This window comes from Geodermatophilus sp. CPCC 205506, from assembly GCF_051383635.1.
Classification (GTDB): Bacteria; Actinomycetota; Actinomycetes; order Mycobacteriales; family Geodermatophilaceae; genus Geodermatophilus.
Genome location: NZ_JALPKP010000015.1, coordinates 51,485 through 68,945 on the forward strand (window position 1 = coordinate 51,485; position 17,461 = coordinate 68,945).

13 protein-coding genes and 2 pseudogenes are annotated in these 17,461 nt (G+C 67.8%); 12 read left to right on the forward strand and 3 right to left on the reverse strand.

Features of this window, described 5'->3' with window-relative positions:
* Window positions 1-69: 69 nt before the first annotated feature.
* From MY520_RS10775 to MY520_RS10800, 6 genes and pseudogenes are all read left to right on the forward strand, one after another.
* On the forward strand, window positions 70-1,266 hold the full coding sequence (locus MY520_RS10775) for an acyl-CoA dehydrogenase family protein (protein ID WP_436692088.1): 1,197 nt from the start codon (window positions 70-72) through the stop codon (window positions 1,264-1,266).
* Window positions 1,267-1,363: 97 nt separating this feature from the next.
* Window positions 1,364-2,143 (forward strand): electron transfer flavoprotein subunit beta/FixA family protein, encoded by a 780-nt coding sequence (locus MY520_RS10780; RefSeq protein WP_436692089.1) that lies wholly within the window; start codon window positions 1,364-1,366, stop codon window positions 2,141-2,143.
* A gap of 58 nt (window positions 2,144-2,201) precedes the next feature.
* The gene (locus tag MY520_RS10785) at window positions 2,202-3,167 is read left to right on the forward strand and encodes an electron transfer flavoprotein subunit alpha/FixB family protein (protein ID WP_436692090.1); all 966 of its coding nucleotides are present in this window, start codon (window positions 2,202-2,204) and stop codon (window positions 3,165-3,167) included.
* A 145-nt stretch (window positions 3,168-3,312) separates the two neighbouring features.
* A complete protein-coding gene (locus MY520_RS10790; RefSeq protein ID WP_436692134.1) occupies window positions 3,313-4,146 on the forward strand; it encodes a helix-turn-helix domain-containing protein in 834 nt (277 codons plus the stop codon).
* A 251-nt stretch (window positions 4,147-4,397) separates the two neighbouring features.
* On the forward strand, window positions 4,398-5,108 hold the full coding sequence (locus MY520_RS10795) for a GntR family transcriptional regulator (protein ID WP_436692091.1): 711 nt from the start codon (window positions 4,398-4,400) through the stop codon (window positions 5,106-5,108).
* A gap of 659 nt (window positions 5,109-5,767) precedes the next feature.
* A pseudogene (locus tag MY520_RS10800) lies at window positions 5,768-5,934 on the forward strand (transposase); the annotation flags it as partial.
* A 213-nt stretch (window positions 5,935-6,147) separates the two neighbouring features.
* Here MY520_RS10800 and MY520_RS10805 read toward each other — a convergent pair.
* The 3 genes from MY520_RS10805 to MY520_RS10815 form a co-directional block, all read right to left on the reverse strand.
* On the reverse strand, window positions 6,148-7,377 hold the full coding sequence (locus MY520_RS10805) for an ABC transporter permease (RefSeq protein ID WP_436692092.1): 1,230 nt from the start codon (window positions 7,375-7,377) through the stop codon (window positions 6,148-6,150).
* Window positions 7,377-8,831, reverse strand: a complete 1,455-nt coding sequence (locus MY520_RS10810) for an ATP-binding cassette domain-containing protein (RefSeq protein ID WP_436692093.1) — start codon at window positions 8,829-8,831, stop codon at window positions 7,377-7,379. The genes MY520_RS10805 and MY520_RS10810 overlap by 1 nt, the downstream gene beginning before the upstream one ends.
* Window positions 8,832-8,912: 81 nt before the next feature.
* Window positions 8,913-10,067, reverse strand: coding sequence for a sugar ABC transporter substrate-binding protein (locus MY520_RS10815; RefSeq protein WP_436692094.1), 1,155 nt, complete (start codon window positions 10,065-10,067; stop codon window positions 8,913-8,915).
* Window positions 10,068-10,970: 903 nt separating this feature from the next.
* Here MY520_RS10815 and MY520_RS10820 point away from each other — a divergent pair.
* From MY520_RS10820 to MY520_RS10845, 6 genes and pseudogenes are all read left to right on the forward strand, one after another.
* A complete protein-coding gene (locus MY520_RS10820) occupies window positions 10,971-12,089 on the forward strand; it encodes an NDMA-dependent alcohol dehydrogenase (protein WP_436692095.1) in 1,119 nt (372 codons plus the stop codon).
* 221 nt (window positions 12,090-12,310) lie between these two features.
* Window positions 12,311-13,180, forward strand: a complete 870-nt coding sequence (locus tag MY520_RS10825; RefSeq protein WP_436692096.1) for a mycofactocin-coupled SDR family oxidoreductase — start codon at window positions 12,311-12,313, stop codon at window positions 13,178-13,180.
* The gene (locus MY520_RS10830) at window positions 13,177-14,193 is read left to right on the forward strand and encodes an amidohydrolase family protein (RefSeq protein WP_436692097.1); all 1,017 of its coding nucleotides are present in this window, start codon (window positions 13,177-13,179) and stop codon (window positions 14,191-14,193) included. Before MY520_RS10825 ends, MY520_RS10830 begins: the two co-directional genes overlap by 4 nt.
* Window positions 14,194-14,448: 255 nt before the next feature.
* Window positions 14,449-15,318 carry a mycofactocin-coupled SDR family oxidoreductase gene (locus MY520_RS10835; protein WP_436692096.1) on the forward strand — a complete coding sequence of 290 codons (870 nt, stop codon included), beginning with the start codon at window positions 14,449-14,451 and terminating at the stop codon, window positions 15,316-15,318.
* Window positions 15,315-16,769, forward strand: coding sequence for an MmgE/PrpD family protein (locus MY520_RS10840; RefSeq protein WP_436692098.1), 1,455 nt, complete (start codon window positions 15,315-15,317; stop codon window positions 16,767-16,769). The genes MY520_RS10835 and MY520_RS10840 overlap by 4 nt, the downstream gene beginning before the upstream one ends.
* A gap of 565 nt (window positions 16,770-17,334) precedes the next feature.
* Window positions 17,335-17,415, forward strand: a pseudogene (locus MY520_RS10845) (hypothetical protein); the annotation flags it as partial.
* Window positions 17,416-17,461: the final 46 nt, after the last annotated feature.

Below are 17,461 nucleotides of genomic sequence, written 5' to 3' on the forward strand. Positions count from 1 at the left end.
TACCTCCACGGCTCGACAATTTCGTATATCATGCATACTCTACGGGAACGTCGAGCGAGGGAGTGACGGATGACCCGTCTGGCGCAGACCGATGATCTGACCGACGTCCAGACCGAGATCCTGGCGACGGTCCGCAGCTTCGTGGACAAGGAGATCATCCCGCACGCCCAGCAGCTCGAGCACGCCGACGCCTACCCGACCGAGATCGTCGAGGGCTTGAAGGAGATGGGGATCTTCGGGCTGATGATCCCCGAGGAGTTCGGCGGGCTGGGCGAGTCGCTGCTCACCTACGCGCTGGTGGTGGAGGAGATCGCCCGCGGCTGGATGAGCGTCTCCGGGGTGATCAACACCCACTTCATCGTCGCCTACATGGTGCTGCAGCACGGCACGGCCGAGCAGAAGGAGCGGCTGCTGCCGCGGATGGCGACCGGCGAGGTGCGCGGGGCGTTCTCGATGTCCGAGCCGGGGCTGGGGTCCGACGTCGCCGGGATCCGCACCAAGGCGGTGCGCGAGGGCGACGGCTACGTGATCGACGGGCAGAAGATGTGGCTGACCAACGGCGGGTCCGCCACGCTGGTGGCGGCGTTGGTGCGCACCGACCAGGGCGCGGCGAAGGCGCACCAGAACCTGACGACGTTCCTGGTGGAGAAGCCGGCCGGCTTCGGCGAGGTGCTGCCCGGGCTGACCATCCCCGGGAAGATCGACAAGATGGGCTACAAGGGCGTGGACACCACCGAGCTGGTGTTCGACGGCTTCCGGATCGGCGCCGAGCACGTGCTGGGCGGCACGCCGGGGCGGGGGTTCGCGCAGATGATGGACGGCGTCGAGGTCGGCCGGGTCAACGTCGCGGCCCGGGCCTGCGGCATCTCTCTCCGCGCGTTCGAGCTGGCCATCGCCTACGCCCAGCAGCGGGAGACGTTCGGCCGGCCGATCGCGCAGCACCAGGCGATCGCCTTCCAGCTCGCCGAGATGGCCACCAAGGTGGAGGCCGCCCACGCGCTGATGGTCAAGGCCGCCCGGCTCAAGGACGCCGGCTCGCGCAACGACGTCGAGGCCGGCATGGCCAAGCTGCTGGCCAGCGAGTACTGCGCCGAGGTCACCACCCAGTCGTTCCGCATCCACGGCGGGTACGGCTACTCCAAGGAGTACGAGATCGAGCGGCTGATGCGCGAGGCGCCGTTCCTGCTCATCGGCGAGGGCACCAGCGAGATCCAGAAGACCATCATCAGCCGCGGGCTGCTCAAGGAGTACGCCCTCAAGCGCTGAGCCACGCGCCCCCGGTACCCCGGAGGTTGGCCGCAGACAACCCGTCGCCGTCGAGGTCCCGATCCGTCGACGCCAGCGACACGGCAGAGAGGAACCCATGAACATCGTCGTCCTGGTCAAGCAGGTCCCCGATTCCGGAAGTGAGCGGAACCTGGACCCGGCGGACAACACCGTCGCCCGGGGGAGTGCGGACAACGTCGTCAACGAGATCGACGAGTACGCGATCGAGGAGGCGCTGACGCTGAAGGAGGCGCACGGCGGTGAGGTGACGATCCTGACCGTCGGCCCGGACTCGGCCGCCGACGCGATCCGCAAGGCGTTGTCGATGGGCGCGGACAAGGCCGTGCACGTCTCCGACGAGGGGATCCACGGCGCCTGCGCGCCGCAGACGAGCGCCATCCTGGCCGCGGCGCTGGGGCAGCTGGAGTTCGACATCGTGCTGTGCGGGGCCGAGTCCACCGACGGGCAGTTGTCGGTGATGCCGGCCCTGCTGGCCGAGCGGCTCGGGCTGCCGCAGCTGTCCGGTGCCCGCAAGCTCACCGTCGAGGGCAACGTCGCCAAGGCGGAGCGGCAGACCGACGGCGGCTACTGGGCGCTTCAGGCGCCGCTGCCGGCGATCGTGTCCACCTGGGACACCATCAACGAGCCGCGCTATCCCTCCTTCAAGGGGATCATGGCCGCGAAGAAGAAGCCGGTGGAGCGCAAGACGCTGGCCGATCTGGGCATCGACCCGGGCACCGTGGGCCTGGCCACGGCGACCAGCCAGGTGCTGGACTTCGCCGGCCGCCCGCCCAAGGGCGAGGGCGTGCGCGTCACCGACGAGGGCGACGGCGCGCAGCAGCTGGTCGACTACCTCGCCGCCCAGAAGATCGTCTGACCGACGACCGCAGCCAACCGTTTCGCCGTTTCCCATTCCTATCGAGGAGTCAATAGTCATGGCCGAGGTCCTGGTCCTCGTCGAGCTCAACCCGGACGGCGCCGGCGTCCGCAAGACCACCCTGGAGGCGCTGACCGCCGCCCGCGCCCTCGGTGAGCCCGCGGCCGTCGTCGTCGGCGCGCCCGGCTCCGCGGCCGGCGCGCGCGACGCCCTGGCCGAGTACGGCGCGGCCACGGTCTACGTCGCCGAGTCCGACGACGTCGACAGCTTCCTGGTGGCGCCGAAGGTCGAGGTGCTGGCCCAGCTGGTGGCCGACAGGTCGCCGGCGGCGGTGGTGATCCCGTCCTCGCAGGAGGGCAAGGAGGTCGCCGGCCGGCTGGCGATCAAGACCGGCTCGGGCTTCCTCACCGACGTCACCGAGATCGCACCTGATGGCACCGCGACCCAGGTCGCGTTCGCCGGGGCGACGATCGTGCACTCGCGCGTCACCACCGGGACGCCGATCTACACGGTCCGCGGCAACTCGGTCACGCCCACCCCGGCCCCGGCCGCGGCGGCCGAGCAGCAGGTGCCGGTGCAGCTGTCCGACGCGGCGAAGGCCACCCGGGTGGTCGACCGCGTGGTGGAGCAGAAGTCCTCCCGCCCGGAGCTGACCGAGGCAGCGATCGTGGTCTCCGGCGGGCGCGGGGTCGCCTCGGCGGAGAACTTCTCGATCATCGAGGCCCTCGCCGACTCCCTCGGCGCGGCGGTGGGCGCCTCCCGCGCTGCGGTGGACTCCGGCTACTACCCGCACACCTTCCAGGTCGGGCAGACCGGCAAGACCGTCTCTCCGCAGCTCTACATCGCCGTCGGTATCTCCGGGGCCATCCAGCACCGGGCCGGCATGCAGACCAGCAAGACGATCGTCGCGGTCAACAAGGACCCCGAGGCGCCGATCTTCGAGCTGGCCGACTTCGGCGTCGTCGGCGACCTGAACACCGTCGTCCCGCAGACCACCGAGCAGATCACCAGCCGCAAGGCTTGAGCAGGGCCGCACGAGCGATGAGCGCGCCGTCGGATGGGCGCCGATGACCAGCACCTCACCGGCGCCACTGCAGACCGTCGTAGAGGCCTCGACCGGCGTCCTCCTCCGAGTGGTCGCGCCCCCGGACACGAGGTCGCCACTGACGATGGCTCGTGTCCGGGCCGGCCTGACGGTGACACAGCTCGCCAAGGCCCTCCGGGTGGCACGGCCGACCGTCTCGATGTGGGAGCGCGGCAGACGTGGAGTCGGCCGTCACTACTGGCCTGCGTTGACCGTTGCCCTGGGGCTCAGCGAGGAGGACCTCACCGCGCTCTTTGCCCGATGCCCGCCGTCGCGCCTCGACGCCGTTCGTCTGCCCTCGCTGGCGCGGTTCCGCAGGAGCGCTGGCCTGACCCAGGCCGCGCTGGCCCAGCGGGTCGGCGTCGCTCCCACCACGCTGGCGATGTGGGAGAGTTCCGGTGTTCGCGTCCAGCTTGCCGTCGTAGCGCAACTCTGTGCGGTGCTGGGGGTGGAGCTGGGGGAATTGACCGCCAACTCGCCGGTCGCCGCGCCCGACCCTCGTCCGCTGCGCCGTTACCGCAAGGCGGTCGGAATGTCGCGTGCCGAGGCTGCCGCTCAACTCGGCATCTCGGTAGGAGCGCTGGCCAGGTACGAAGCCGGGGAGCGGCGTACCCCCATCCCGGTGGTCCGGCGCATGGCTCCGGCCTACGGGCGCCGAGTGGGGGAGCTGCTCCCGCACAGCGGCTCGACCTTGCTGCCACTCCCTCCCGGCCGTCTTTGGTTCCCCGAGGAACTACCTGACGCCGTGAGGGCCCTCCGCATCGCCGCCGGCTTGACAAAGGTGGGCCTCGGACGAGCCGTCGGAAGATCGGGACAAGCCGTGGCCGCGTGGGAAGCCGGGCGGGCTCGTCCCTCGCCGGCCACATGTCGGCGGCTGGAAGTCGTTTTCGGACTGGTCCCCGGTCGACTTCCGTACTGAGGTCGACGGCACTCTCCGCCCTTACCCCCGGATGGGCGGAGAGTGCCGTCGTGGCGGGAGCGCGGGTCGCCACTGGGTCGCGGCGCTCCCGAGGGGCGTGTGCGGATGACTCGCGGAACCGGCTCGACGACCGTGCCCGATGCATGGAACGTCACCTTGAGGGGGTGGCCAGCCACCTCGGGGCAGAGTGTCCTTCCTGCTGCGTGAGTACACTTAATCTCATACATGGAATCTCTGGCTGAGGGAGACACATGACTGAGGGTCTGCTTGCTTTCTCCGAGAACGGTGGTTCCAGGCGGCAGCAACTCCCGGAAGAGGTCGCTACCTACGTCCGTGAACTGATCCTGTCGGGGTCGGTCCGCCCCGGGGAGTTCCTGCGCATGGAGCGGATTGCCGAAGCGGTAGGCGTGAGCAACACCCCCGTCAGGGAGGGGCTTCTCATGTTGCGCAGCGAGGGGTTCGTCCGTCTGGTGCCCCGTCGAGGCTTCATGGTGGCACCCTTCAGCCGGCAGGACGTTCACGATTTGTTCTGGGCTCAGGCGCAGTTGGCCAGCGAACTGGCTGCCCGGGCGGCGAAGAAGATGACGCCGGAGCAGATACAGCGGCTCGAGGCGATCGACGAGCGTCATGGGCAGGCGGTCACCGCCGGCGACGGTGATCAAATCGCCGAGTTGGGGCGCGCCTTCCATCGCGAGATCAACAAAGCAGCGGACTCGCACCGCCTGGCCCTCTTGCTCGAGTCCGTCGTTCAGCAATTGCCGAACAGGTTCTACGTCGCGATCGAGGGTCAAGTCGAAGCCACCCGTGACAGGCATCCCGAACTGCTCGATGCACTGCGTAAGAGCAACTCGCGCAAGGCTCGGTCCGCTATGCAGAAGCACATCGTCGAAGGTGCGGACCACCTGGTCGCTGTTCTCGAGCAGCGGGGCATGTGGAGCGAGAAGGAAGCTCCTGCCCCCTGAGTCGGCCATTCGTGCCTGCTGGTCGAAGGACGGTCGGCTCGAGGGACGGCCGCACCGGTCACGCGGCCTCTTCCCTAGCTACGTCGACCTGAATACCGCTTCGGGTCGGTGAGGCCGTGGCCTTCTCCTGGTTTCTGGTGACGACCGGCTGATCGGTTTGGTCAGCCAGGCTTGTGCAACCAGGGACTGCGGTGGGTGAAGAAGATGCCCTCGGCGGAGTTCTCGACGAGCAGGTGGTGGCAGGTCAACTCCGGGCCATGACCCGAGGTCAGCGTCTGTCGGGTCGCGCCGGCGGCTCGGTCAGGGCCAGTAGCATCGCCATGCCCAGTCGTTCGGCGGTGGGTCCGTCGGGCAGGCTGTACCAGGCGCAGCAAGCCGTGCGGCGGTCGACCAGGGTGCCGATCACCGAGCGGGACATGCGCCTGACGACGAGGTCGTAAGCCCAGTCTCCGATCCGCGCGCTGCTCGACCATCACGGGGCATTGGTCGATCAGCGGCCCGGCGGGATGAACCGGGGCATGCGGCCAGGGCGCTCCGCCGGCGCTTAGCCAGCGGTCGGCTGGTGTGAAGCCTCTTGGTCAATGTCCTGCAGAGGCCGCCCTTTCCGCTGTGGTAGAGGCCCTTGTCGATCGTTGCGTGACACAGTGCCAGGTCGGGGCAAGATCTGGTCGACCCATCCACTGGAGCGGCTGGACCAGGAGATCAAGCGCGGCACCGACGTCGTCGGCGCCCTGTCCAATTCCGACGCCCTGCTGTGCTCGCCGGCGCGGTCCCGTCCGAAGCGCACGAAGAATGGCAGGTGTCCAACCGCCGCTACCTTTCCGAAGGGCTCGATGGCCCTGCTCAACCGCCCGTAGCGGTCAGACGAGGAGGTGTCGCCGTCGGCCCTCATCGAGTCATGGCCAGCACGCCGCTGACCAACACGGTTGAGCACTACATCCACCATTCGGCGGGGACTTCACCTCTGCAGCGCTTCTCGGAGGCGACCCTCGTCGCGCGCAGTCGCAGTTGCTGTCTCAGAGAGTCCTCAGGAGGATCGCTATCGGTGCGACCTCATCGCGGTCGAGAGCGCGACCGCCCCGACGAGCACGACACCGTTGACGACGGCGACCCACGTCGGGTGCAGTCCACCCAAGATGAGCGCCAGCCCGACCCAGACTACGAAGACCCCACCGATGATCGTCCCCGGAACGGTGAACCTGCCGTCGGAGAGCACGACCGTCGAGAGAAATGCCGCAGCGAACGCGGGAAGCAGGAAGCTTGCGGCGCTGTCGGGCGCGGCAGTGCCCTGACTGGCTGCGAGGGCGATGCCCGAGACCGACGCGAGGGTCCCGCCGAGCACGAAGCTCTTCATGACCTGGCGCTGCACCTTCACGCCGGCCAGAAGTGCCGCCGAGCGGTTGGAGCCGATGGCCTGGAGGTGGCGCCCGAAGGTCGTGTGCTGCAGCAGGACCCAGATGACGAGCGCCGTGAGCAGGAGGAAAAAGATCAGCCACGACACCGCCGAGATCCAGTCCGCGAGCCCGAACACGAACACCAGCACGGCCGCGATGACGACCAGCAGGACGGCCTTCGTCGTCAGCCACCGGTTTCGGCCCCACGACACGGGGCGCACACGGTCGAGGCCGAAAAACATCGTGACGCCGGCGACCAGAACACCCAGCGCGATCATCCAGCTGGGCGCCTTCTGACTGAAAGCGGCGAAGGACCCGAACCAGCTCGGGAGCTGAGGCCCGGCCGGCTGCGGTCCGACGAACGTCCCTCCGGAGTACACAGCCGAGATGCCGGCACAGACACCCCCCGTGCCCAGGGTCGCGATGAAGGAGTTGACCCGGAGTCGCTCGACCAGGAAGCCGTTGATCAGCCCGGTCAGCACTCCGACCCCCAGCACGATCAGCAGGACTATCGGGAAGGGCCATCCTTCCCGGACCGTGAGGCCGACGACGAGGAAGCACGACAGCGTTGCGACGCCGGCGACCGATAGGTCGAACATCCCGGGCACAAGGGTGACGAGCACGGCGAGCCCCAGCAGCAGGATCGGCACGCTCTGGTGCACGTCCAGCAGCCGTGCATCGGCGTTGAGGAACCGGTCGCCGAGCCAGAGCCCGAAGACTGCGAAGAGGCCGAGGAAGACGATAACGGTGATCGAATTCTCTACGAGCTTCCTGCGGACGAGCCGGGCCTGCAGGGCCGCCGCTGAGGTACGGGCCTCGGTGCCCTCGGGGGACTCGGTGGCCTGGGGTGTCGTGCCGGTAGCAGGGTTCGCCATCAGACCATCAGCTCCAGTTCAGATGCGCTCAGTTCAGAGATGTGCCGAAGTGGTTGCAGACGCCCGTCGACGACGAGCGACACCCGGTCGCACACGGTGAAGAGGTCCTCGGCGTCCGAGCTCGCCACGAGGACGGCGGCGCCGTCCCTGGCGAGCCCGCGGATCAACCGGTAGATCTCCGAGCGCGTCCCGACGTCGACGCCCCGGGTCGGCTCGCACAAGACGTAGACGTCCGGCCGGCGCAGCAGCGCCCGGCCGAATATGACCTTCTGCTTGTTGCCGCCTGACAGGACCTCGAACGGCGTGTCGACCGAGGGCGGTCGGACGGACAGCTCAGCGGCCACCTCGACGCAGTCGCGCCTCTCGCGGCGCGGGTCGATGAGGAGGCCGAGCCGCCGCCAGCGCGACAGCGCCGACACCGACGCGTTCTCCCGCACGCTCAGCTCGCCGAAGCCGCCCTGGCTCTCCCGGTGAGGGGGCACCAGGGCCCGCCTGAGACCAGGGCGCAGCAGCACGACTTCTCCACTGTCGGGCCGGAGGGTGCCGTTCACGACGAAGGCGACGTCGTGCAGACCTGAGCCTGGCAGGCCGCTGATGCCGATGACCTCGCCCGCGTCGAGCCTCAGGTTGACCGGGCCGACCTTGCCGACCCGTATGTCACGCAGCTCGATGACTCCCTCGGGCGCGCCCTTGTCGGACGTCCCGCGGTCGATGTCGAGGACGTCCATCTCGTGCTGCATGAGCATCCGCACTAGTGCGGCACGGTCGAGACCCTCCGTCGGGGCGTCGCGCACGAGCTCGCCGTCGATGAGAACCACCACGCGCTTGGTCGCGTGGAGGATCTCAGCCAGCTTGTGCGTCACCATGATCACCGTCGCGCCGCCCTCGGCCGCGGCCGCCAGCGACCTGATCACCCGGTTGGCGTCCGCGGGGGGGAGCGTCGAGGTGGTCTCGTCGATCACCAGGATGCGCGCGCCGCGGTCCATCACTCGTGCGACGGCCACCAGGGTCTTCTCGCCCGCGGTCAGGTCCGCGAGGAGTGTGTCGACGGGCAAGTCGAGCCCCACCCGGCTGAGTGCTCGCTCGGCCTCCTCTCGCTCGGCACGCTTGTTGAGGATCGGGCCGAACAGCCGCTTCGGCGGCGTGCCGAGGCTCAGGTTTTGGGCAATCGTCAACCCGTCAACCAGCCCGAGGTCCTGGTGGATGAACCCGACGTGCGGACTGTCGGCCAGGGATCGCACGACTCGGCCACCAAGCTGGAGCTCACCCGCCGTCGCCTCGTAGACGCCAGCGAGGACCTTGATGAGCGTGGACTTGCCTGCCCCGTTCGGGCCCATCAGGCCGACGAACTCACCTCCACGGATGGTCAGGTTGATGCTCTTGAGCACCTGATTCGGCCCGAAGGACTTCCTCAGCTGGCGGATCTCGAGGTCGTGGGAGCTGGCGTCGCTCATCTTTGTTCCTTCACGTCACGCGTTCGGAGAGGCGGGGTGAGGGTGTGCGCCGGTGGACCGGCGCACACCCTCACCCGCGGATCAGGACTTGCCCCACAACTTCCGGAACTCGGACTGCCAGTCGCCCTCGGGCGCAGGGAAGGTCGACGGAGAGGGGTTGCCGCCGAGGAACGACTCAGCGTTGCTCTCGGTGATCAGAGTGTTGGGCAGGTTGTCGTATCCCTCCCACACCGGGACGCCCGCCGCGACGCGGCCGAGGAGGTCGGCTCCGCTCCATGAGGCGTAGGTGTAGGCCTCGGCGACAGTGGAGTGGACCGGCGGGTTCTGCGAGACCAGAGCGGCGACGAACTCTGGGCTCCCGTCGTACCCACTGACGAGGATGTCGTCACGCCCGGACTGGACGTTGGTCCTGCTCAGTGCCAGGGCCATGCCGTCGAAGTGCCCAATGGCGTGCGTGACGGTGCCCTCCGGGTGCGAGGCGAGGAACGCCGTGTACTCGGGCGGGCCCGGTTTCCCGTTCGATGACGACGGGAAGTCGACCGCCTCATACGTGCAGCCGGGACAGTGCTCCTTCAGCGTCTGCTCCAGGCCCTGAGCGCGGAGGACAGATGACTGGAAGGCTCGGTCGAAGAAGGTCACGACGCTCGCCTGATCGCCGGCGTCGGCCATGACCTGCCACGCCGCGATCTCGCCCTGATTCGCCCAGTCGGTGGTGACGTACAAAACCTCGTCGGCGTACCCCTCAGTCGGCGTGCACATGACGCACACGATGGGGAGCTCGGCGGCGAGCGCGCGGTCGACGGACGCCTTGATGGTCCCCACGTCGATCGACACGATGATGATGCCGTCGAGATCGTCCTGCACGGCCCGGTCGACGAAGCTGCTCCAGACCTGCGGGGAGAACTCGCCATCGACCGGAGGCCCGGTCTGCCATCCCATTGCCTGGAGCGCGTCGACGGCGTATCCGGACTGCTCGGCGCAGACGGGCGCAGCGAAGCCGCAGCCAATCACCTCTGCCCTGCCGGTGCCCGGGTCGAACGCCTCGGTCGGACCGGGGTAGGTCTCGGGGCCTGCCTCGAACTCTGCGACCTTCGCTCGAGCGGTCTCCTGCAGTTTCGAGTCACTACTGGCCGCGGCCCCCGGGCTCGAGGCGTCCGAGCTGCTCCCGCATCCGGCGAGGAGCAGCGATGTGGCGGCCACTGCGGCGCCAGCTGCTGCGAGCTTTCTGCTGATCATGAAGGCGTCTCCTAGCCTCGGGGCTTCAAAAGGGTTACGCGCGATGGCCCTCTAGAGCGGCCCGCCGTGCGACACAGCTCACAGTCTAGGCACATCATATATTTGACACAAGACTGGGCACGCTTCGGCGCGGTGCTCCGCCCGCATCAGCACCCGCACCCGCACCCAGCCGAGGGAGGCGCTCGGTTGGGTGCGGTGGATCTGCTTGTACAGCTAGGGGTGGCGGGGCCGGGTCCTGACCGACGGATCAGCGGCTCGGCGCCACCATGCTCCAGCCAAGGACGTTCTCGTCTCGGCCGCTCCCGTCGCGCGACCACCCGGGACGCGCGGGTCGACAGCGGAGGCTGTCCGCTACGGGTGGGACGGCCTCAATCATGATCTCGGGGACCACGGTGCCGCCCGTCGCGTACCGGGCCGTGTGTCCGCCATGCGCGCGCCGTCCCGCCGACTGGCTGAACGCGTTGGTGGACGCGTCCGAGATTGAGTGCCAGTCGGGCGTCGGGGGCGTTGTTGACGATGTCGCCGGCGCGGAACGGCCCGGTGCTCCCGGCGGTGGCGGTCATTGGTTCGGGATCGAAAGGAGCACCAGATCCCAGCCGGCGGCCGCCTTCATCGGCGTCGTCACGTCGGCCGGAGTGTCCACTGCCGGAGGTGGCCCGCGGGGCCGGTACGTACGGCCGCGAGGTCAGCGGCCACATGGCGCACCGCAAAACGGCGGCTATCACCCTGCCTTCCAGGTTGCGGGTCGTGATGGACAACGCGTCCTGGCCCGAGGGGGATCGGCTCACGTCCTCTCGCCACAGGCCGCCTCGGCTGGCCCCCAGGCGGTCAGCCGTTGCAAGTGAGAGAACATCCTATATATGATGTGTGAACCCGATCACCTGAGGAATGGGAGACCCCTTGATGCTGACCCGTGGAGCCATCCTCCGGCAGGCGCCAGGTGAGTTCGAGGTCGTGGATCTCGAACTGGACGATCCGCGGCCGGGCGAGGTGCAGGTCAAGCTGGCGGCATCGGGGATGTGCCACTCGGACGATCACATCGCCACGGGCGATCTGCCTGTCGGGACGTACCCGTTCGCGACTGGTCACGAAGGTGCCGGCATCGTCACGAAGGCGTTCGCCAACGACAGGGGCATCAAGGAGGGTGACCACGTCGTCTTCTCGGCGATGCCGTCGTGCGGACGCTGCCGCTACTGCGCGTCGGGCATGCAGACGCTCTGCGATCTCAGCGCCAACATGCTCGCCGGGGTGCGATGGACCGATGGCAGCTACCGGCTGCACACCGCGGACGGCGTTCCGGTCGGACAGATGTGTGGCATCTCGACGTTCACGGAGACCACGACCGCCCCCGTGGAGTCGATCATCAAGATCGACGACGACATCCCCCTGGACAAGGCCTGCCTCGCCGGCTGCGCAGTCGGCACCGGCTGGGGGTCGGCGGTCAACTCCGCGAGGGTCCAGCCAGGTGACACGGTGATCGTCATGGGCATCGGCGGCATCGGCGCGAGCGCCCTGCAGGGCGCTGCGCACGCCGGGGCGTCACAGATCATCGCTGTGGACCCCGTTGCCTTCAAGCGGGAGAAGGCGACCGCCTTCGGCGCAACTCATGCCGTCGCGTCGATGGAAGAGGCCACCGAGCTCGCCCGGCAGTTCACGCACGGACAGGGGGCGGACTCGGCCATCCTCACAGTCGGCGTCCTCAAGCCTGAGCACGTCGGACAAGGGGTCGCCGCTATTCGCAAGGCCGGCACGTGCGTTCTCACCGCAGTCGCTCCCTCGAGCGATGTCGGAGCGCAGATCCCGCTGTTCGACTTCGTGATGTCCGAGAAGCGACTCGTGGGGTCCCTGTTCGGCGAGACGAACCCCACCAGTGACATCCCGCGGCAGCTCCGCCTCTACAAGGAGGGCAAGCTCAAGCTCGACGAGATGGTCACCCACAGCTATGCGCTGGACGACGTCGCGCAGGGGTATCGGGACATGCACGCAGGCCGCAACATCCGCGGCGTCGTCCTCTTCGACTGAGGCGCCGACCGACACACGCGCCGCCTCGTTACCCGGCGCCCAGGAAGCAGAGCGGATACGGCGGAGCTGACGACTTCGAGGCAATGCTCGACCACACCCAAAACGAAGGCGGTGGTCTGGGATCTCTCAAACGAACGGCAGCTTCCCTGCACCTGAGATCGACCAGCCATCGGGCGACCGTCCGATCGGCGCACACAGAGAGAGGGATCGTCATGGGAAAGATGTCCGGCAAGGTCGTCCTGATCACGGGGGGAGCGCGGGGCCAGGGCCGTTCGCACGCCGTGCGGATGGCGGAGGAGGGTGCCGACATCATCGTGACCGATGTCTGCGAGCAGCTTCCGTTTGTGGACTACGACATGTCGACGCGGGAGGACCTCGCCGAGACCGTCGCCCTGGTCGAGAAGTCCGGCCGCACCTGCCTGAGCTACGAGGCTGACGCGCGAGACGTGAGCAGGATGCGCGAGGTGGTAAACGAGGCCGTGGCACAGCTCGGTCGGCTGGACACCGTGATCATCAACCACGGCATCTCGACCCGGCACGACGTCCACAGCGAGGACGCAGACGAGATTTGGGACCTCATCATCGACACCAACCTGTCGGCCGTGTTCAAGACCGTCAGGGCCACCGTTCCGCACATGTTGGAGAACGGTGGATCGATCATCGTGACCGCGTCCGCGGCCGGCCTCGTCCCCCTCTTCGGCAACACCGCGTACGCCGCCGCCAAGCACGGCGTGATCGGCCTGGTGAGGACGCTGGCCGCCGAGCTCGGGCCGAAATGGATCCGCGTCAACGCGGTGTGCCCGACCGCGGTCGCGACCCCGCTGTTCCTCAACGACGCCCACATCAAGGCGTTCTGCGGAACCGATCCCGACAAGACCATCGAAGACATGAAGTGGCCGGCCCAGACCCTGAACCTCCTGCCGGTGCCCTGGATCGAGGCCGATGCGGTCTCCGAGGCGATGCTCTACCTGGCCTCTGACGCCGCCAAGTACGTCACCGGTGTCGCCCTTCCCGTCGATGCCGGCATGACCGCCCAGCCCCCCGGCATCACGCCATTCATCGGCCAGCGACTCTGGGAGCTCTCACAGTGACCGCCGGTCGAGCCTGCGGGGTGTCCCGGGGCCCGGCCAAGCCGGATCTCGTCGAGGAGGTGCTCGAGCCCGACCTCCCGATCGTGGACGCGCACCACCACCTTTGGGACGAGAGCGTCCCGATGATGCGTGAGGAGTACCTCCTCGACGACCTGGCCGCAGACGTGTCCAGCGGGCACAACATCGAGGCCACGGTGTTCGTCGAGGCGGAAGCCCGCCACCGTTCGGACGGCCCGCCAGAACTCCGCTCCGTCGGCGAAACGGAGTTCGCCAACGCCGTCGGGGAGGAGGCGGCGCGGCGCGGGATGACGACACGCGTAGCCGCCGCGATCGTCGCCCATGCCGACGTGGGTCTCGGTCCCGCTGTCGAGGCCGTCCTGGACGCGCACCAGGCCGCGGCGCCGCACCGTCTCCGCGGCATCCGGGACATGACCGTCACGCTCGATCGCGCGAACGTCGCGGGCGATCCCCACCTCCTGCTGCAGCCGGAGTACCGGGAAGGACTTCGGCGCCTCGCGGCCCGAGGAATGACGTACGACGTGTACGTCTTCCAGGTGCAGCTCGCCGATGTGATCGCGACGGTCCGGGCGCTGCCTGAGGTCACGTTCGTGCTGAACCACCTCGGCGGGTTGGTCGGCATCCGTCCCTGGACCGGGCGCAGGGACGAGCTCTTTCCGCAGTGGAAGGAGGACATAGCGACCATTGCACGGGAGCCCAACGTCTACCTCAAGCTCGGTGGCATGAACATGTTCATTGCCGGCTTCAACTGGCACAAGGGTGAGCGTCGTCCGTCCTCGCGGCAGTTGGTCGACGCGACCGGGAAGTACTTCGACCATGCCATCCAGTCTTTCGGGCCCGACCGCTGCATGTTCGAGAGCAACTTCTCCCCAGACAAGCTCTCCGGTTCCTACCGCACATTGTGGAACTCGTTCAAGATCATCGCTGCCGATTACTCGGCGGAAGAGAAGGCGTCCATGTTCGCGGGCACTGCACGCAGCGTCTACCGACTGTAGGCCTTTCCCCTGACTCGAGTCCTTCGCCGGATCGTGGGGCGAAGGCCTCGATCAGGGGAGGACGGGTCCACGCACCGCCGTCCGCCCGAGCGTCGGAGTGTAGAAAGCCATCCACGAAGTTCCATTCTTGCGTCTGCTCGTGGCTGGCAGCTCTACGGGCGAAGTCACTGGACCAAAATCCGACCGAATCGCGGCCCTCAATGCTAGGGACCCTCCCGATCGGCGCACACAGAGAGAGGGATCGTCATGGGAAAGATGTCCGGCAAGGTCGTCCTGATCACGGGGGGAGCGCGGGGCCAGGGCCGTTCGCACGCCGTGCGGATGGCGGAGGAGGGTGCCGACATCATCGTGACCGATGTCTGCGAGCAGCTTCCGTTTGTGGACTACGACATGTCGACGCGGGAGGACCTCGCCGAGACCGTCGCCCTGGTCGAGAAGTCCGGCCGCACCTGCCTGAGCTACGAGGCTGACGCGCGAGACGTGAGCAGGATGCGCGAGGTGGTAAACGAGGCCGTGGCACAGCTCGGTCGGCTGGACACCGTGATCATCAACCACGGCATCTCGACCCGGCACGACGTCCACAGCGAGGACGCAGACGAGATTTGGGACCTCATCATCGACACCAACCTGTCGGCCGTGTTCAAGACCGTCAGGGCCACCGTTCCGCACATGTTGGAGAACGGTGGATCGATCATCGTGACCGCGTCCGCGGCCGGCCTCGTCCCCCTCTTCGGCAACACCGCGTACGCCGCCGCCAAGCACGGCGTGATCGGCCTGGTGAGGACGCTGGCCGCCGAGCTCGGGCCGAAATGGATCCGCGTCAACGCGGTGTGCCCGACCGCGGTCGCGACCCCGCTGTTCCTCAACGACGCCCACATCAAGGCGTTCTGCGGAACCGATCCCGACAAGACCATCGAAGACATGAAGTGGCCGGCCCAGACCCTGAACCTCCTGCCGGTGCCCTGGATCGAGGCCGATGCGGTCTCCGAGGCGATGCTCTACCTGGCCTCTGACGCCGCCAAGTACGTCACCGGTGTCGCCCTTCCCGTCGATGCCGGCATGACCGCCCAGCCCCCCGGCATCACGCCATTCATCGGCCAGCGACTCTGGGAGCTCTCACAGTGACCTCTGCACGAGACACAGAGGCGAGGCAGACGATCGTCGAAGCCTTCGCCGACTTCACCTGTGACACCGCCTTCTCGGACCTGCCGCCGCACGTGGCGGCGGAGGCCAAGCGGGTCCTGCTCGACTCGATCGGCTGCGGACTCGCCGGGCAGGACCAGCTCAAGGGCGTCGTGGGACGGAATCTGGCCGATCTCAGCGGGGGGGCCGGAGAGGGAGCGACGGTCATCGGCGGCGGTATTCCCAGCTCCGTGTTCGGGGCGGCCTTCGCCAACGCGGAGCTCATCAGCGCGCTCGATTTCGACCCTATCCTCGCTCCGGGTCATGTGGCACCCGTGGTCATCCCGGTTGCCCTCGCGTCCGGAGAGCTGGCCGGCGCAAGCGGCAACGAAGTCCTCACCGCGATCGCGGTCGGACATGAGATCTCGTGTCGGATCGCGCTCGCCATGGACGGTCTCCGTGACGTCGAGAACGGGGTGATCGTCCAGCACCCCGTCGTCGGGTACAGCTGCATCGTCTTCGGGGCCACGGCGACCAGTACGAAGCTGATGCACCTCTCGACCCCGTCCACCGCGAGTGCGATCGGGATCGCCGGCAGCATCGCGCCTGTTCACTCGCAGGGTGCCTGGAGCATGCACACGCCCATCACCACCATCAAGTACATGGTCGCCGGCGTGTTCACACAGACCGCCCTGACCGCCGCCTACATGGCTCGGTTCGGTCATCGGGGCGACCTCCAGATGCTGGACGACACTGAGTTCGGGTTCCCCCGCTTCATCGGCACGTCCCGCTGGGACCACCAGGCCATCACACGCGATCTCGGCGGCGAGTGGCTTTTCCCCAAGCTCCAGACGTACAAGCCCTACCCGCATTGCCGCGTTCTTCACGGCCTGATGGACACGGTCACCTCACTCACCGAGCAACACGATCTGAAGCCTGAGGAGATCGTCCAGATCCGAGCGTGGGGCGAGAGCTGGCACCGACAGCCCGTCTGGCTGAACACCAAGATCGAGCACGTCATCGATGCCCAGAACAGCATGTCCCATGGCCTGGCACTCGCGGCGCATCGGATCCCACCCAGCAAGGCTTGGCAGGATCCCGCAGTGGTGTTCGACCCCTCGGTCATCGAGCTCATGGGCAAAGTCGTCACCGACAGTCATCCCCAGTACAGCGGCTATCTCACGCAGTACCCCACCACGAGGCCGGTAAGAGTCGAGATCGACGCTCGTGGAACGACATTCGTGGAGGAGCGGACCTTCCCCAAGGGAACCCCTTCAGCCGACCCGTCGACCACCATGTCGACCGACGAACTCGTGGCGAAGTTCCGGACCAACGCGAAGGGCGTACTCGCGGATCACGAGGTTGATGCGGTGATCGAGGCCGTTCTCAACCTGGAGGACGTCGGCGACCTCCGGGACCTCACCCGGTTGCTGCGGCCTGGAGCGCCTCGCTAGGGCGCCTGGTCTGAGCGGTGGCGTTCGGCGCCGTTGCAACGATCTCGACGATTTGCGACCGACACCCAGGATGTGGGGTGGGCCCCGCAGCGGTCGTTCCTGACCTGTGCCTTACCGGCTTCGGGTCATTCGGGATCTGTCGGTTCCGGCCGCTGCGGGACTCGCGTGTAGTCACCGGTCGAGGTCCGGGTGACACCTGCCCGCCGCTGCTCATTGACCGGTCTGTCTCGGCTCGCGACCTCAATCGCTCCTCACGACCGCCGGTCGAGACAGTTGGGCCCCGGGGCTGCACCTGGTAGCAGGTGGGGTCCCCGCTGGGACAGCGAGCCGGATCGGTGTGCGGTGTGCGGGTTCGCGTAGGGGAATGCCGACTCGGGGACGGATTGCGCCAGTCATATGCCGTCGAGTCGCTGCTGTCCCCCTCGGTCACCCGGACGGTGCTGCGTCACTTGCCGACCGGCTGCAGGGCTCGGTGGACGACACGCCGCTGCAGGCGCTCGCCGAGCGAGCGAGGGTGGTTCTCGCCCTCGTGGTTCGGGGGCTGTCCAAATAGGAGGTCGCCCGGAAGCTGTTCGTCCCGCCGGCCACGGCACGCACTTACGTCTCCCGACTGCTGACCAAGCTGGAGGCTCGCAACCGCGCCTGACTGGTCGTGATCGCATGCGAGAGCGGCCTGGTCATCCCGGGGAGTA

What these genes read in the sequence shown, in the direction of transcription:
- MY520_RS10775 (WP_436692088.1), top strand. Translation starts at nt 70, where the DNA reads ATGACCCGTCTGGCGCAGACCGATGATCTGACCGACGTCCAGACCGAG.
- MY520_RS10780 (WP_436692089.1), top strand. Translation starts at nt 1,364, where the DNA reads ATGAACATCGTCGTCCTGGTCAAGCAGGTCCCCGATTCCGGAAGTGAG.
- MY520_RS10785 (WP_436692090.1), top strand. Translation starts at nt 2,202, where the DNA reads ATGGCCGAGGTCCTGGTCCTCGTCGAGCTCAACCCGGACGGCGCCGGC.
- MY520_RS10790 (WP_436692134.1), top strand. Translation starts at nt 3,313, where the DNA reads ATGGCTCGTGTCCGGGCCGGCCTGACGGTGACACAGCTCGCCAAGGCC.
- MY520_RS10795 (WP_436692091.1), top strand. Translation starts at nt 4,398, where the DNA reads ATGACTGAGGGTCTGCTTGCTTTCTCCGAGAACGGTGGTTCCAGGCGG.
- MY520_RS10805 (WP_436692092.1), bottom strand. Translation starts at nt 7,377, where the DNA reads ATGGCGAACCCTGCTACCGGCACGACACCCCAGGCCACCGAGTCCCCC.
- MY520_RS10810 (WP_436692093.1), bottom strand. Translation starts at nt 8,831, where the DNA reads ATGAGCGACGCCAGCTCCCACGACCTCGAGATCCGCCAGCTGAGGAAG.
- MY520_RS10815 (WP_436692094.1), bottom strand. Translation starts at nt 10,067, where the DNA reads ATGATCAGCAGAAAGCTCGCAGCAGCTGGCGCCGCAGTGGCCGCCACA.
- MY520_RS10820 (WP_436692095.1), top strand. Translation starts at nt 10,971, where the DNA reads ATGCTGACCCGTGGAGCCATCCTCCGGCAGGCGCCAGGTGAGTTCGAG.
- MY520_RS10825 (WP_436692096.1), top strand. Translation starts at nt 12,311, where the DNA reads ATGTCCGGCAAGGTCGTCCTGATCACGGGGGGAGCGCGGGGCCAGGGC.
- MY520_RS10835 (WP_436692096.1), top strand. Translation starts at nt 14,449, where the DNA reads ATGTCCGGCAAGGTCGTCCTGATCACGGGGGGAGCGCGGGGCCAGGGC.